The organism is Methanobrevibacter boviskoreani JH1, assembly GCF_000320505.1.
GTDB lineage: Archaea > Methanobacteriota > Methanobacteria > Methanobacteriales > Methanobacteriaceae > Methanarmilla > Methanarmilla boviskoreani.
On sequence record NZ_BAGX02000034.1, the window covers coordinates 1 to 16,392 of the forward strand.

Below are 16,392 nucleotides of genomic sequence, written 5' to 3' on the forward strand. Positions count from 1 at the left end.
ATTTCAATTTTAATTTTCTATTTTTTCCAATTCAATTAGTTTTTAATTTATTCAATCAAGTTTTCACTTATTTTAGAACTTTTTAATTAAAATTTTTTCATCGTCTTTATTTTACTTATTTTTCCTTTTAAACGTTTTTATTTAAATGACTGTACATTAACTTTTTTTTAAATAATTAAACAAGTTCTAATAAATTTGTTTTATATGTTATAAACAAAATTTTGTAGTTTTAATAAAAAAGTCATTTAGAAAACTTTAATAATAAGTTTCATTAAAACTTATTAAAGATTAGTAAAATTAAATTTAATTTAAAATTTTTTTAATCGATTTAAAAATTTGTTTAAATGTTGATTTATTTTATCTAAAAAAACAATTGGGGACACTTAAAATGATAATTAAGACGCCTTCCCGTCTCCATATGTGTCTTATAGATATGAGTGGTGCATATGGTAGAATTGACGGAGGAATTGGGCTTACTATAGATCAACCAAACTTTATAATAAAAGGGGAAGAATCCGATACAAAGGATATTAAAGTTGATTTTTGTGAGGATATAGATGAAGAGATAAAACCGGAATGTAAAGAGAAGATTGTAACATCTGCTGATAGAATTCGTAAATATTATGGAATTGATGAGGGATTCAATTTTGAAGTTGAAAAAGCTTGTCTTCCACATTCAGGATTAGGATCAGGAACTCAGACAGCATTAGCTACAGGTAAACTTATAACTGAGATGAAAGGTATTCATGAGGACTCAGTTCAATTGGCTAGTGTAGTGGGTAGAGGGGGCACATCAGGAATTGGTACCTTTTCATTTGATTATGGTGGATTTATTGTAGATGGGGGCCATAGTCTTAAAGAGAAAGAATCTTTCTTGCCTTCATCAGCATCAAATGTTAGACCACCACAACTTTTAGGACATTATGATTTTCCAGAAGACTGGGATATTTTAGTTACAATACCTACTAATACAGAACATATTAATGGTAAAAAAGAGGTTAATATTTTCCAAGCTAATTGTCCTATAAATAAAAGTGAAGTAGAACAAATGTCTCATATTATCTTTATGAATTTAATTCCTTTCATGCTTGAACATAATATATATGAATTTGGTTCCTGCATAGATCAAATACAATGTAGGGGATTTAAAAAGGTGGAGGTTAGTTTACAACCACCTAAGTTCTTAAATTTAATGAAATATATGCGTGATAATGGAGCATATGGTGTGGGTATGAGTTCATTTGGACCTGCAATTTATACTATTTTTGATAAAGAAAATAAAGATATTGTAAAGGCTACTGCAGACTATCTTAATGAAGAGGAAGGAGATACATACTTTGTATGTAAGGCTCAGAACTTTGGTCATCAAATTATTGAAAAATAAGTCTTCACATAAAAAGGGTATAATGGTTGCACTATTATAATCGTGATATAATTTAATCTATGTAATATTAGATTAATTAAATAATCCTTTTTCTACTTAGTTAACTTTAGGTTTACTCTTGTTTTAATTAGTTTTAGGTTTAGATTAGATTAATAAGGTTTGGACTTAGTTTCTTTTAAATTAGTAATTTAAGTTAAGATTAAATATTAGGTCTTTTCTACATAATAATTTAATTAGTTTTAGGCTCAGTAAATTAGTAAGGATTAAACTTATTTTCTTTTATAGTTAGTAATTATTAGTTTTAGGTTTAGATTAAATATTGGAGTTAAGTTTTTTCTGCATGGTAATTTGATTGTTTTAGTTAATTTCATAGTTCAAAATTGAATGTTATATGGGAAATTAAAGTTTTATTTTTAAATTCCTTTGTATGAATCTAATTTTTTATATAAAACCATCTTATTTAAATATCTTAAAACTGACTAGATTTAAACCTTCTTTATGAAGATTTTAATTTATAAAATTTTCACTTGTCTTATATTTTTTATAAAACAATAAGTTTTTAAATATAAAATACATATAACTAAAAGATTATACTTAATGAAAAATAATATATTAAGTATTGAAAATTATTTTTTGTGATAACAATGGAAAAAATTCAAGGAAGAGTATGGACATTTGGTGAAAATATAGATACTGATTTAATCATACCAGGTAGATATCTTAGAACATTTAATCCTGAAGATTTAGCAGAACATGTATTGGAGGGAGAAAGACCTGATTTTACACATAATGTTAAAAAAGGAGATGTAATTGTTGCAGATGAAAACTTTGGTTGTGGCTCTTCTAGGGAACAAGCTCCTGTAGCTATTAAAGCTGCAGGTGTTGATGCAATTATTGCTAAATCATTTGCAAGAATCTTCTATAGAAATGCAATAAATATAGGATTACCAGTAATTAAAGCAGATATTAAAGCATCTGATGAGGATATTGTATCTGTAGATTTAAGTGAAGGTATTATTCGAAATGAAACTACTGGTGAGGATGTTGAATTTGAACCATTTAAGGATTTCATGTTAGAAATCTTAGAAGATGGCGGTTTAGTAAATCATTATTTAAAATCTAAAGAATAGATTTTACTTTTCAATATTAAAAAATTACTGATTTTTTTTATTAATTTATTTTAAATTAAATTAAGATTTTTAATGATTATTTTTTATTAAAATTATTACAACTAGAGGGAATTAAAAATGGAATGTCCGATTTGTGGATCTGATAATATAACGGTTTTAAAATCAAAAGAAACTTCGTCAAAATCAAAGCATATTAATGATTATTTATTAAGGTGTAATGAATGTGAGCATGTATTTAAGGATAGAGTTACTCAAAGAAATCCTATCTCATGTAGGTTAATTGTAAGTGAAAATGAGAATTCTAAAAAAACATCAATTAAGTTATATCCTGATGAGGTCTTAAAATGTGGGGAAGTTTTACTTGCAGATGATGGCCAAGTAAAAGTAAATTCAATTGAAACAAAAGAGGGAAGGAGAGACTCTGCATTAGTTTCTGATATAAAAACTATATGGGCAACATCACTTGAAATACCTGCAAGAATAGGTTTATCAATTGATTTCGGGGGTAAAGTTAAATCCTATAAACTTGATTTAAATAGGGATTTCGAGATTAATACCAATGATATAATCAGGATTGAGGATTATACCCTTAAAGTTCATATTATTAAAACAGGTTCCAAGAAACTGTCTACAGGCTCTGCAAGAGCAGATGTAATCAAGAGGGTTTACACAAAACCTATTGATTTAAAAACATATGACTACAATTTAACTGATAATATAGTCCAAATAAACTTTAAAGATGATTATTATTAGTTAATCTTTTTTTATTATTTTTATTTCAATTTTAACCTAATATTAGCTATTTTTTTTTATAAATTCAATTAGATATGGTTTACTTCATTGAATTTTATTATTTTTTTAAATTTAATATAGAAAATTATAAAATCTTTTATGAAAGTGATGTTTAATACTTGGGTTTATGTTTAAGTATATTGATATAATTATATTTTATATTAATCATTGCCATAAACTCTATAATCATCCACAAAGAGGATAAAAATCCATTGCTACATCATTTGCAGGATCTTCTGATTTATACATTCTTTTTATCATTTCCTTTTCGGATTTTACAAGCTGTTTCGCATCCTCTTCACTATATCCGCAAGAATTTATTAAGCAGAATATAATATCATCAATATATTCATTGATATTATTGTAATTTTTAAACTTATCACATTCATCTAAGTATTTATTTTTTTCAATTACCTTTGTCAATGAATTATAAAATTTATTTGCTTCAATATGTGAAGGATATTTTTCTACTATTTTTTTAGAGTATTTAACTGCCAAATCAGCTTGATAAATTTTTGAATAAAGTTTTGCTTTATCAATGCATGAAGATATGTTTTCGGGTGTAATTTCAAAGAGTTTTAAAAAGAATTCATCATAATCTCCCTTGAAATTTTTTAAATTTTTTGATAAGACTTCATCATACCATTTAAAATTATTTATTTCATCTATTCCGCATTCAGAAATTTTATCGTACCATTTATAGCAAGTATTCTGAACATTATTTTTAAAATCTTCACTAGCTTTTAAAACATTTTCATATGCATCAAATGATTGTTTTAAGTATCCTAATTTATATAATTCATATGCTTTGCATTCGAAATACATTAATTTTTCATGAAAACGAATAGAATGGGGATCAATGTATCCATGAGATAATTCATCCTTAAATCTGATAATATCATAGTCATTTGGAAATTGATTTAAGTATATATCTACGCTTTTTAAAGCTTCATCTAAGTCTTCTCTTATATAAAAATCTTCTCTTGCCTTTTTTAAGTAACATTTCCCTCGATATTGGTATACTAAATCTCTACCCTTAAAATCAAAACCCCCATATTTAAAGGAATAATTGAAATATTTGATAGCTTCTGATATTCTATATAAATCGGTACAGATAAATGCTAAAAAATTATAAAATCTATAATCTTCGGGATAGATGTCTATTGCATAATAAAGTAAATCAAGAGCTTCTTCATATTTTTTTAAAGAAAATAATACACTTACTTTAAAATTAATTCTGTCAGCATCACTATTATCATAAGTTAATATCTTTTCACGATATTCATTAATATGATCATAATCATCTGATGCAATGTATTCATTAACTATTTTTTCAACAAATTGAAAATCATCTTTATGTTTTTTGATTATTTTCCAAATTGTTTTAAACTCTTTTATTGTTAAAGCACAATTAGAATTATTTCCTACAAAAGTTGAAATAAGTGCTTCACCCATATCTCCAGTTGAATAAACCATACTTTCAACATTCAATACAACAAATCCCCTTCCACCATAACTATCATCAATAATAGGTTTAAAGTTTTCTTTCTCAAGAAAAGTTAAAAAATCATTTTCATAGTTATTAAGGGAGTTATCACATATTAAAAATGTAGAACAGCCTTGGCTAAGCCTTCCTGTAAATTTTGGTTTATTAATATGTTTTTTTAATATTTTCCAAATAATTTTAAATTCATCAATTGTAAATGGATTTTTTGTATTCTCATCAATTATTGTATTAGCAAGGTTCGCTGCTTTATATATTCCATCTGAGTATCGTAAATTGTTAACATTGATGTAAAAAAATCCTCTATCATATGTATAATATTTTTTATATTCTTTAAATCCTTCCTTTCTAAGATATCTTTTGAATTGTTTTTTGGTCATGGTTTCTGATGTGTTGTAGACTAAAAAACAAGCGCTTCCCTCTAATATTTCTAATTTATCCATACTATCACCCTTAAACATAATTAAATTTTTTTCATTCATATTTTAAAATATTATATTTAAATCCTCTTAATATTTGTGTATAATATAAAATTTGGATAATAAACTAATCAATTTTAAATAAAATTCAATTTCAATTGATATAAACCTTTAAAATTAAAATCTTATGTATGATTTTTTTTATTTTTTTTTATTTTTAATATTCATTTTTTTATAATTTTAAAGATATCATATTTTATTCTTAATGATGCATTTTTAAAATTAGTTATATGATAGAGAATAGTCGTTAAATTTGTAAATTTAAATAATAAATTCAATAGATTATATTTGGGGATTAAAATGAGTATATTTTAAATTTGGATAAAAATGACTTATTTTTTTCATCGAACAGAATATTTAAAATTATCTATTCTATAAATATTTACTCAATGATAATGAATTAAAAAATAAAACAGTCATTTTAAAATTTAAATTTTAGATTCATAATTAATTTCTTTATTTAATTTATTTAAAAATTTACTTAATTAAATTGACATTTATTGAAAGCTATCTATTTTTTTTAATATTTCTAATAAAATTAAATCAATACATTTAAAAATATTATAATGCATAAAAATTAATGTATACTTAGATATTTTTATATGGGTGAAAATGTTTTTTAAATTTAAAATATAATTCAGATTAAATTAATATTTGATTTTAAAATTTTTTTATTATTTAAATTTTATCTTTTTATGGCTTATTTATGGAGTTAAACAATAATATGTATTGTTATATGAATAAGGAGTATTAAAATGCCAATTCAAAGTGAAGAAACATTAGAGAAAAATTTAATTGCACAATTGCAAGAAAATGGATATGAATATGTTAATGTTAAAAATGAAGATGAATTAAAAGAAAATTTCAGATTGCAACTTGAAAAATTAAATAATTGTAGTTTTTCTGATGTGGAATTTGACCGTATTTTGGTATACTTAGATAGTGGCAGTATATTTGATAAGGCTAAAAAATTAAGAGATAAATATTATGTTGATAGGGATAAAGACTCTTTTTATATTAAATTTTTAAATACAAAAGAATGGTGTAAAAACATTTTTCAAGTAGCTAATCAAATCACTGTTCATGGTCTTCATGAAAATAGATATGATGTAACTATTCTTATTAATGGATTACCTCTTGTTCAAATAGAACTTAAAAGAAGAGGGGGAAATATTAAAGAGGCTTTTGATCAAATTATTAGATATAAATCTCATTCATATAGTGGTCTTTTTAATTATATTCAATTATTTGTTATAAGTAATGGTGTTAATACTAAATATTTTGCAAATGGTTCTAAAAATGATCTTAATTTTGAATTTACCTTCTTCTGGAAAGATGTGAAAAATAACAATTATCATTCATTAGACCAATTTACAGATACCTTTTTAGAAAAATGTAATATTGCAGAAATTATTTCAAAATATATGATTTTAAATGAATCATCTAAAACCTTAATGGTTTTAAGAGCCTATCAGATATATGCTGTAAAAGCAGTATTACATCAGGCATTAGAAGTTAAACAAAATGGTTATATTTGGCATACAACAGGTAGTGGAAAAACTATTACCTCTTATAAGGTAAGCCAACTTTTAGCAGAAGATGAATCTATATACAAGGTTCTTTTCATTGTTGATAGACGTGATTTGGATATTCAAACAAATAAAGAGTTTAACAGTTTTTGTAATGGTTGTGTTAATGAAACAAAGCATACAGGTGCTTTAATTAAACATTTAACCACAACAGGTAATGGTAAACTTGTTACAACAACTATACAAAAATTATCAAAAGCAGTTAAAACAAGGGGGGATATGAAGAAACTCCAAGACATTCGTGATAAAAATATTATTCTAATTTATGATGAGTGTCATAGAAGCCAATTTGGTGAAATGCATCAATCCATTATTAATTTCTTTAATAATGCATTATCTTTTGGTTTTACTGGAACCCCTATATTTGAAGAAAATTCCAATGGCCTAAAAACTACCAAAAGCATTTTTGGTAAAAGACTTCATGAATATTCAATTAAAGATGCTATTGCAGATAATAATGTTTTAGGTTTTTCAATTGATTATTTTGGTGGAGCTAAAATGCTTACTGAAACTGATTTGGAAGTTGAAGGAATTGATAAGAGAGAATACTTTGAATCTGATAAGTATCTTAATCAAATCGTAGATTATATAATTAAAAGCTATGATAATAAAACTAAAAATCGTGAATTTAATGCAATGTTTACAGTTGCACGTGGTGGAGTAATTCACAAATATTATGACTTATTTAAAAAGAAAAAAGATGAAGGAAAACACAATTTAAAGGTTGCTACTATCTTTTCATATAAGGATAATGAAGATTTGTCTGATAAGAAACAGTTATCACGAGATAAACTTGATAAATATATGGATGATTATAATGAGATGTTTGGTACTAATTTCAGTACTGATGATTTTAAAGCTTACTATGTAGATGTTTCTAAAAGAATGAAAAATAGGGAAATTGATTTACTTTTAGTTGTTGACATGTTTTTAACTGGATTTGATAGTAAACTTTTAAATACATTATATGTAGATAAAAATCTTCAATATCATGGTTTATTACAAGCATTTTCTAGAACAAATAGAATATATAATATGCGTAAATCTCATGGAAATATCATTTGTTTTAGAAATCTTAAAGAAAATACTGATAGGGCAATTAGATTATTCTCCGATTCTAATGCATCTGAGGATATTATTTTACCACCATATGGCTTCTTTGTAGATAAATTTAATAAAGAAGCTGAAAAATTTTATTCCCTTGTTGAAACAGTAAACGATGCAGTTAATTTACAAAGTGAGAAGGATAAGAAACAATTTGTATTAAATTTCAGAGAACTTTCAAGAATATTAAATAAGATGAATACTTTCTCAGAATTTTCATATGATGATATTGAAATGACTGAACAGGATTTCTCAGATTATAAAAGTATTTACTTTGATATTCATGATGAACTTAAAAGTCCAGATAAAGAAAAAGTATCTGTTCTTGATGATATTGACTTTGAACTTGAATTGCTTAGAAATGATAAAATCAATGTAGATTATATTCTTAATATTCTTAAAACAATGGATCCTAAAGATTCAAGTTTTGAGCATGATAAAAAACGTATATTAAATATTATGCAAGAAACTGAACATTTAAGAAGTAAAATCAGTTTAATTGAGAAATTCATTGATGAGGAATTAGGAAATATCAATGATAAAGATTTATCTTTTAATGAAGTATTTGATGGATTCATGTCAAAAGAAAGAGAGAATGCAATTCTGGATATTATTTCTGAAGAGGATTTAAATGAAAAGATTGCTCGTCAAATTTTCGATTATTATGAATATTCCGGTAAACTTGATGAAGATAAACTTAAAAAATCATTTAATCATAATCTCAAATTTAAAGAAAGAAGAAATAAAGTTAAAGAAGTTAAAAATATGATTGAAAATTTCCATGAAAAATTTGATTATTAATTAGAAACTTTTTATTAATTATTGTTTTACTTAATTGAGTTTTTTTTTATTGGTTAAAATTTTATTTTTAAATTTACTTTATTTTTCTATATTTTCTATTTTTTCTATAATTTTTATATTTTTTATATTTTCTATTTTTTTATCTATTTTCTATAAATTGTTTTGATTGGTTTAAATTTACTCTAATATATTATTATATTTTTGTTTTATTCAATATCTATTTTAATATATTATTTTTCTAATTTAATTAATATTTAATTGTATTTATCTATTTAAATTTCTTATTTTTCTTATTTTGTTTTATTTATTTTAGGAAAATTTATTGTAATTAGTAATTAATGACTAAAATTTTCGTTAAGTTTATATATGATGATGTCAAAACAATTAATTGTAATTAGTTACTAAGTACAAATTTTTGTATAAGTAGATAGTTACAAAGAGGTTTAATATTCTTGGGTGAATATTAGTTTATTACTTGAATATGTATATGAATTAAATTCATATACTTTCAAGTATTTCAAATCCTCCTTTAATCGTTGATGGGTTCGACTCCCATTTGGAGGTAAACTCGTTTATACATTTAATATATAATAAGAGACGGTTCTCTATTGTATGTTATTAAAATTTCACCTTTTTTAAGTATAATAAGTAAAATTATCGCAATTACTTATTTACTTTATATTTTAGGTTGAAGTTAAATGATATATCTTAAATTGAAATAAAAATTCTATTTATAGAAAATTTTTAATTGAGATTTAAGTTAAGTTTAAAGATTCTTAATGGGATTATCTATTAATTCTTATTAAGGTTTAAGTTAATTGAATGTTTGAATTTCTTAATGATTGATTTTATTGAGTGAATTTAAGTTAAGTTTAAAGATTCTTAATGGGATTATTTATTAATTCTTATTAAGGTTTAAGTTAATTGAATGTTTGAATTTCTTAATGATTGATTTTATTGAGTGAATTTAAGTTAAGTTTAAAGATTCTTAATAGGATTATTTAATAATTCTTATTGGGGAGGTTTTCATGACTAAAGAAAGACTAAATGATATTGCAGAGGTATATTCTGGAGTTCACTTGTCACGTTTTGTTAATTCAGAAGGTAATTTAAAACCAGTTATCCGAAATAAATTTAAAGAAGAAGGTATATTTGAATTTGAATATAAACATATTTCTGATGATTTAAATCAGAAATATTATTCAAAAAAAGATGATATTGTAATATCATTATCTGAACCAAATACTGTTACTCGATTAAATGAGGAAGGATATATTATTACAATGAACTTTGCAGTAATTAGATTAAAAGAAGGTTACAATCCATCATTCTTTTATCATCTACTAAAAAGTAATTATTTCCTTTCTGAACTACATAAATTACGTGAAGGAGGAGCTTTAAGAATAATTAAAGTTGCAGACTTAAGAAAAATTAAATTTGACATTCCTGATTTAGAAACTCAAAAGAAATATGGGATGTTTTTGGATTTAATTGACAATAAAATAAAATTAGAAAAAGAACTTATTAAATATCAAAATGATTACAAGGAAGCAATAATTGAAGATATTTATAGATAGATTCTATTTATTGCTTCTTATTAAATCAATATTGTATTTATAAATAAAATATTCTATTAAATAGTGGAATTTGTATTAAATTATTAAATAATAAATATTGTATTAGTTTATTAAAAAACCTTTATAAACTATTAAATAAGTAAATGTTTGCATTAGAATTTGATAAATAAATCTTTTGTATAATTGTTAAATAAGTAAATGTTTTATATAAACTATTAGATAAGTAAATGTTTTGTATTAAAAGCTATTAAATATATGGAAAATTATTAGACCTTTAAGGGGCGTGAATTATTATGGCAAGTCAAGAATTAGAAAGTAAACTTTGGGCAATTGCAGATGAATTAAGAGGAAATATGGATGCTAATGAATTTAAAAATTACATATTGGGATTTATATTTTACAGATACCTCTCTGAAAAATTAGAAATTCACATGAACAAAGAATTAGAAGTAGATGGTATCACTTTTAAAGAAGCATGGGAACGTGATGACTATAAGGAAGATTTGAAAGATGAAGGAATAGATTCATTAGGATACTTTATTGAACCTCAACATTTATTTAGTTGCATTATTAAAAAAGCTAAAGTTGGAGATTTCATATTGGATGATCTTAATAAAGCATTAAATTATATTAGTAATTCCTGTATTGGTACTGAAAGTCAAGATGATTTCAGCAATCTTTTTGAGGATGTGGATCTTCATTCATCTAAACTTGGAAGAACAAATGATGATAAAAATAAGTTAATATCAAAAATATTACTCCATTTAAATGATATTGATTTTGAACTTGAAAATAGTGAATCAGATATTCTTGGTGATGCATATGAATACTTGATAAGTCAATTTGCATCTAGTGCAGGTAAAAAAGCAGGGGAATTTTACACTCCACAAGAGGTTTCAAAAGTACTTGCTAAAATCGTGACATTAGGTAAAAAACGTATTAAATCAGTATATGATCCAACATGTGGTTCTGGTTCATTACTTCTACGTGTATCTAAAGAAGCAGATGTAGCAAACTTTTATGGTCAGGAATTAAATCAAACAACATATAACCTTGCACGTATGAATATGATTCTTCATGGAGTTAAATATCAGGACTTTGACATTAAACAAGGAGACTCATTGGAGCATCCAATGCATAAGAACATGAAATTTGAAGCAATCGTTGCCAATCCACCATTCAGTGCAAAATGGAGTGCAGATAAATCCTTCCTTGATGATGAACGTTTCAGTGCTTATGGAAAATTAGCACCTAAATCAAAAGCAGACTATGCATTTGTACAACATATGATATATCATCTTGATGAAAATGGTACAATGGGCATTGTACTTCCTCATGGAGTATTATTTAGAGGGGCTGCAGAAAGTAAAATACGCAGATATTTAATTGAAGAAAAAAACTATTTAGATGCAGTAATTGGTCTACCTGCAAATATCTTTTATGGTACAAGTATACCAACATGTATATTAATATTTAAAAAATGTAGAACAGAAGATGAAGATATTCTCTTTATTGATGCTTCACAAGATTTTGAAAAAGCTAAAAATCAAAATAAACTAAGAAAAGAAGATATTGATAAAATAGTAAATACATATGCTAAACGTGAAGAAATTGATAAGTATTCACACAAAGCAACAATGGAAGAAATTGAAGAAAATGATTACAATCTCAATATACCAAGATATGTAGATACTTTTGAAGAAGAAGAACCTATTGATCTTGATGAAGTTTGTAAGGAACTTAAAGAAATTTCAATTAAAGAAAAAGAAGTTGATGAAGAAATTAATAAAATCTGTGAAGAACTTGGAATTCAATCACCAATATTTTAAAATTTAGGGGGTAAAATATGAGTGATGATAATAATGTTTCTACTAAGAAACAAGATATACATGATGACAATCAACATGTCCCAGAGTTAAGATTTCCTGGTTTTACTGATGAATGGAAGTCAAAAAAAGGAAAATTTTTATTTGAAATATTTGGTGGAGGTTCATTTAAAAGTGAAGATTCCATGATTAATGGAGTTAAATGGTTAAAAATTGCAAATGTTGGAATTAATAAAATAAAAAATGATGAAATATCATATTTACCATATGAATACTTGAAAAAATATGATAAATTTATACTTAAGGAAGGAGACCTAGTTATTGCACTTACTAGACCTATTTTAAATAAAGAATTGAAAATTTCTTTTGTAAATAATGAATTTAATAATTCTTTATTAAATCAAAGAGTAGGAAAAATAGAATCAAAAAACAAAATTATTTTAAAATTTATTTATTATTTATTACAATTACCACGTAACATTTATTATATGGAAAGTAGAATTGTAGGAACTGATCCTCCTAATTTATCAAATAAAGATTTATTAAATCAAACATATATTTTACCTTCTATTCCAGAACAATATAAAATTTCTAATTTTATATCAAAAATTGATAGGAAAATTGACTTATTAGAAAAAACATTATGTTTACACCAAAAATATGAAAAACAGTTAAGAGAGAATATTTTTAATTTTAAAATGAACAATATAAATTTTAAAAGATATTCCTTAGGAGATATTGCAGAAATTAAAAAAGGTTTTACACCATCAACTAAAAATCCAAAATACTGGAATTATGGTAAATATCATTGGTTAAGTATTGCAGATATGGATAAAAAATATATTACCAATTCTAAACAGAAAATTTCTGAAGAAGCAATAAAAAATAAAGAAATTATAAAAAAAGATACATTAATAATGAGTTTTAAACTAACTATTGGAAAATTAGCAATATTAAAAGAGGATATGTATACTAATGAAGCAATTGCTAATTTTACATGGAAAAATGATAAAATCTCAACAGAATATATGTATTTTTATTTAAAAACATTAAATATCAAAAAATATGGATCACAAGCAGCAAAAGGAATTACATTAAATAATGATACATTAAATGCAATACCTATTATGCTTCCTGAATTTAATATACAACTTAATATAGTTAATATATTATTAACATTTAATAAGAAAATTGAATTAATTAATGAAAAATTAAATAATTTAAAATATTTTAAGAAATTTTTACTTCAAAAAATGTTTATTTAAACAAACATTTTTTGTAATAATCCTTTTTTAAAATTATATAAATATTCTTTTTCTTTAATTAAAATATTTTGTCTTTCAATTAATTTATTAAACATTTTAACTTGATTATTTTGTTTTTCAATTGGAGGCAATGGAATTTTAATATTTAAAAATTCTTCAGGTGATATTCTTTTGGATCCAGTACCTGTTGAGTATTTTTCTAAACGAGAATAATAATTTTTTCTAGAAATAAAGTAATAAAACCAATATGGATTTAATTTATTATTAATAAAATCAAATGAGGGAATATCACTAGAAGACATATATCCATCTAATTCTTTTGGAATAATTCCAAAAGCACCTTTATAAAGATTTTGTTTACCATAAATAAATTGTCCTTTTTTTCTAATATATTGTGTTGTAACACCTTCTTTTTCTGTTGTTTTTGTTTCTCTAGGTACTATTCCTTTTAAATTTAATTTAACAGTTAATCTTTTATTAATATTATCATTACATTTAATTTTAGAAATTTTCATAAAATTATTTAATTTAAATTTAGGATAATTTAAATTTGAAAATATACTTTCTTTTAAACCTTCAATGAATTTTTGGTGTTAAGATATTATATTAATTAATTTAATTAATAAACTTAAAATAATATTTTAAACTAATACTTTTTAATAAAATATTTATTTTTATTTCATTTAAAAAAAGTTTATGTATACAAACGAACTTTTTATTAAATTTTGTAAAGAAAGAAATATTAAAGATAGTACTATGAAAGGATATGAATCTGCATTGAAGAAATATACATCTTTTCATAATAAAACTATTAATTATTTACTTAAAGAAGCTTTAAAAGATGAAGAAAAAAGGATTCCACTTAAAGAAAGAAAAATTAAAAAAAGACTTCTTGATTATCGTAATTATTTACTAAATAGTACTATGTCACCTAATACTGCAAAAACATATTTTTCAAAATTAAAAACATTTTATATACACTTTGAAATTGAAATACCACATTTACCTGATGCAAAATATGATAAAGTTTATGAAACAAATTATTTAGATCTACCTACTAAAGAACATATATATCAAGCACTTGAAATAGTGCCAATTGATTTAAAAGCAGTTATATTATTTATGTCATCTTCAGGAACAGCAAAGGCAGAAACATTATCACTAACAGTAAGACAATTTATTGATGGAACAGCTGAATATCATAATGGTGGACCACTTAATAATATATTAAATGTACTTGAAAAAAGAAATAATGTAGTACCAATATTTTATCTAAAAAGAATTAAAACAGATAAATATTATTATACTTTTTGTTCACCTGAAGCAAGTCATGCTATAGTTAAATATTTAAAAACACGTGAAAACTTAAAATTAGAAGATAAACTATTTGATTTCACAAGTTCTTTATTATTATCACGATTTCAAGAAATTAATGATAATATGAATTGGGGATTTAAAGGAAAATATAGATTTTTTAGATCACATACATTAAGAAAATTTCATGCATCAAATATAGGATTAACTGCAGAATATATTGATTCACTACAAGGACGAAGTAAAAATATAGTACATGAAACTTATATAAAAACAAATCCTCAAAGATTAAAAAAGATTTATATGGGTGCAATGAAGAATGTTATGATTTATACTGAAAAAGAAGAAAAAGAAGAAATAATTAATGAAGAATTTCATATTACAATAAATATTTTTTTAGGTGATAAATATTATAATATCACCTAAACAAACATTTTCTGAAGAAGACCTTTCTTAAATTGTTTCATTAATTTAATTTTTATATCTATATAATCTATATTTTCTTTAATTAAATCCATAAAATTTCCAATTTTTATTTGATAATCTAATGGTGGTATTAATATTTTTAAATATTTTAAATGAGTAGGTCCAAAATTAAATTGTGCAGATCCAGTCAATATCCTAAAAATTTCTTTTTTAAACAGAGGTGTTTGAAAATACCATTTTAAATAATTTAAATTTAAATAATTATCATCCAATGATTTAAATCTCATAGTACTTGTATTCATACATAATGGTAAATCCTTTTTTTCTGCAAAAGCAATTTTTTCATTAAAATATTCTGCTTTTATTCCAGAACATGCAATCAATAAATCACCTTCATCTACAAGAAAATGTTTATATTTTCCATAAGCTTCTTCTTTAGATATATATCTATCTGTATTTTCAAGAATTAATTTATTCTTAACGAAATTACCAACATTTAATAATTTAACTCCTTTATTTGTATATTGATAATTTCTTACACCAGGACCTTCTTGATAAAATGTAATTTCATTAAGTGGTTTATAGTCATAAAATTTTATTTTATTATCCCAATCTTCCAGAAATATTTGTTGAATATAATATTCTTTAATTTTAAGTTTAATCTCTTTTTTCTTTTCTAATAAGTCAATTTTTTCATCAACTATTTCTAAAAATTTTGAAATTTTAATTTGTTCATCTTTAGATTTAGGAATATAATGTTTTGTATTAAAAAAATCGGAAATTGCTATATTCAATAAACCATGATTTCTAGCACCTTCAACTGCAATTTTGTAAATTTTTTTATACCATTTATCAGTTTCAAAATATTGTTCTAAAAAATTTGAATCTATATTTCTAGGTTTAAAACAAATATATAATGTTGATACGGCACCTTTATCATATTTATTCAATCTTTTTATAGTACCATATGGATATCCTGTTGAATAACTTTTATTATAAGCAAAATCTCCTTTTTTTAATAAATAATAATTAGCTAAACTTTTACTAGCAACGATTTTATTGAAATATTCTTTTTGATCAATTAAACCATATTGAGCGGATATAGTCAAAGGTAAATCAGTTTCAAGAGATTTATTTTTATCTTTTATTCTAATAGTTATATCTTTTAAAGATACTTTTATCCATTCATCTTTGAACTTCC

The 16,392-nt window shown here is 23.5% G+C and carries 11 protein-coding genes; 8 read left to right on the plus strand and 3 right to left on the minus strand.

What is annotated here, in order from left to right; all coding sequences use genetic code 11:
• Window positions 1-388: 388 nt before the first annotated feature.
• The 3 genes from ON24_RS08265 (at window position 389) to ON24_RS08275 (ending at window position 3,267) form a co-directional block, all read left to right on the plus strand.
• Entirely contained in the window at window positions 389-1,384 is a 996-nt protein-coding gene (locus ON24_RS08265; protein WP_016358117.1) for a beta-ribofuranosylaminobenzene 5'-phosphate synthase, read from the plus strand.
• Between the two features lie 644 nt (window positions 1,385-2,028).
• Window positions 2,029-2,514: a homoaconitase small subunit gene (hacB, locus tag ON24_RS08270; RefSeq protein WP_016358118.1), complete on the plus strand. Its 486-nt coding sequence runs from the start codon at window positions 2,029-2,031 to the stop codon at window positions 2,512-2,514.
• A 117-nt stretch (window positions 2,515-2,631) separates the two neighbouring features.
• Window positions 2,632-3,267 carry an HVO_0476 family zinc finger protein gene (locus tag ON24_RS08275; protein ID WP_016358119.1) on the plus strand — a complete coding sequence of 212 codons (636 nt, stop codon included), beginning with the start codon at window positions 2,632-2,634 and terminating at the stop codon, window positions 3,265-3,267.
• A 225-nt stretch (window positions 3,268-3,492) separates the two neighbouring features.
• Here ON24_RS08275 and ON24_RS08280 read toward each other — a convergent pair whose 3' ends face one another.
• Entirely contained in the window at window positions 3,493-5,253 is a 1,761-nt protein-coding gene (locus ON24_RS08280; protein ID WP_040682612.1) for a tetratricopeptide repeat protein, read from the minus strand.
• Between the two features lie 791 nt (window positions 5,254-6,044).
• On the opposite strand from ON24_RS08280, the gene ON24_RS08285 reads away from it, so the two are divergent.
• From ON24_RS08285 to ON24_RS09030, 4 genes are all read left to right on the plus strand, one after another.
• Entirely contained in the window at window positions 6,045-8,783 is a 2,739-nt protein-coding gene (locus ON24_RS08285; protein ID WP_040682613.1) for a type I restriction endonuclease subunit R, read from the plus strand.
• Window positions 8,784-9,811: 1,028 nt separating this feature from the next.
• Window positions 9,812-10,360 carry a restriction endonuclease subunit S gene (locus ON24_RS08290; protein ID WP_016358123.1) on the plus strand — a complete coding sequence of 183 codons (549 nt, stop codon included), beginning with the start codon at window positions 9,812-9,814 and terminating at the stop codon, window positions 10,358-10,360.
• 293 nt (window positions 10,361-10,653) lie between these two features.
• Window positions 10,654-12,189 (plus strand): type I restriction-modification system subunit M, encoded by a 1,536-nt coding sequence (locus ON24_RS08295; protein WP_040682614.1) that lies wholly within the window; start codon window positions 10,654-10,656, stop codon window positions 12,187-12,189.
• 17 nt (window positions 12,190-12,206) lie between these two features.
• A complete protein-coding gene (locus tag ON24_RS09030; protein ID WP_050553610.1) occupies window positions 12,207-13,451 on the plus strand; it encodes a restriction endonuclease subunit S in 1,245 nt (414 codons plus the stop codon).
• On the opposite strand, the gene ON24_RS09035 is transcribed toward ON24_RS09030, so the two are convergent.
• Window positions 13,448-13,966, minus strand: coding sequence for a restriction endonuclease subunit S (locus ON24_RS09035; protein ID WP_081585266.1), 519 nt, complete (start codon window positions 13,964-13,966; stop codon window positions 13,448-13,450). The genes ON24_RS09030 and ON24_RS09035 overlap by 4 nt on opposite strands.
• A gap of 241 nt (window positions 13,967-14,207) precedes the next feature.
• Here ON24_RS09035 and ON24_RS08315 point away from each other — a divergent pair, with 241 nt between their 5' ends.
• Window positions 14,208-15,191: an integrase gene (locus ON24_RS08315; protein WP_236254933.1), complete on the plus strand. Its 984-nt coding sequence runs from the start codon at window positions 14,208-14,210 to the stop codon at window positions 15,189-15,191.
• Here the strand turns inward: ON24_RS08315 and ON24_RS08320 are convergent.
• Window positions 15,188-16,300 carry a restriction endonuclease subunit S gene (locus ON24_RS08320; RefSeq protein ID WP_050553611.1) on the minus strand — a complete coding sequence of 371 codons (1,113 nt, stop codon included), beginning with the start codon at window positions 16,298-16,300 and terminating at the stop codon, window positions 15,188-15,190. The two genes, ON24_RS08315 and ON24_RS08320, sit on opposite strands and share 4 nt — an antisense overlap.
• Window positions 16,301-16,392: the final 92 nt, after the last annotated feature.

Excerpts from the sequence above, each read along its gene's own strand:
- ON24_RS08265 (WP_016358117.1), top strand. The coding sequence starts at position 389 with ATGATAATTAAGACGCCTTCCCGTCTCCATATGTGTCTTATAGATATG.
- hacB (WP_016358118.1), top strand. The coding sequence starts at position 2,029 with ATGGAAAAAATTCAAGGAAGAGTATGGACATTTGGTGAAAATATAGAT.
- ON24_RS08275 (WP_016358119.1), top strand. The coding sequence starts at position 2,632 with ATGGAATGTCCGATTTGTGGATCTGATAATATAACGGTTTTAAAATCA.
- ON24_RS08280 (WP_040682612.1), bottom strand. The coding sequence starts at position 5,253 with ATGGATAAATTAGAAATATTAGAGGGAAGCGCTTGTTTTTTAGTCTAC.
- ON24_RS08285 (WP_040682613.1), top strand. The coding sequence starts at position 6,045 with ATGCCAATTCAAAGTGAAGAAACATTAGAGAAAAATTTAATTGCACAA.
- ON24_RS08290 (WP_016358123.1), top strand. The coding sequence starts at position 9,812 with ATGACTAAAGAAAGACTAAATGATATTGCAGAGGTATATTCTGGAGTT.
- ON24_RS08295 (WP_040682614.1), top strand. The coding sequence starts at position 10,654 with ATGGCAAGTCAAGAATTAGAAAGTAAACTTTGGGCAATTGCAGATGAA.
- ON24_RS09030 (WP_050553610.1), top strand. The coding sequence starts at position 12,207 with ATGAGTGATGATAATAATGTTTCTACTAAGAAACAAGATATACATGAT.
- ON24_RS09035 (WP_081585266.1), bottom strand. The coding sequence starts at position 13,966 with ATGAAAATTTCTAAAATTAAATGTAATGATAATATTAATAAAAGATTA.
- ON24_RS08315 (WP_236254933.1), top strand. The coding sequence starts at position 14,208 with ATGAAAGGATATGAATCTGCATTGAAGAAATATACATCTTTTCATAAT.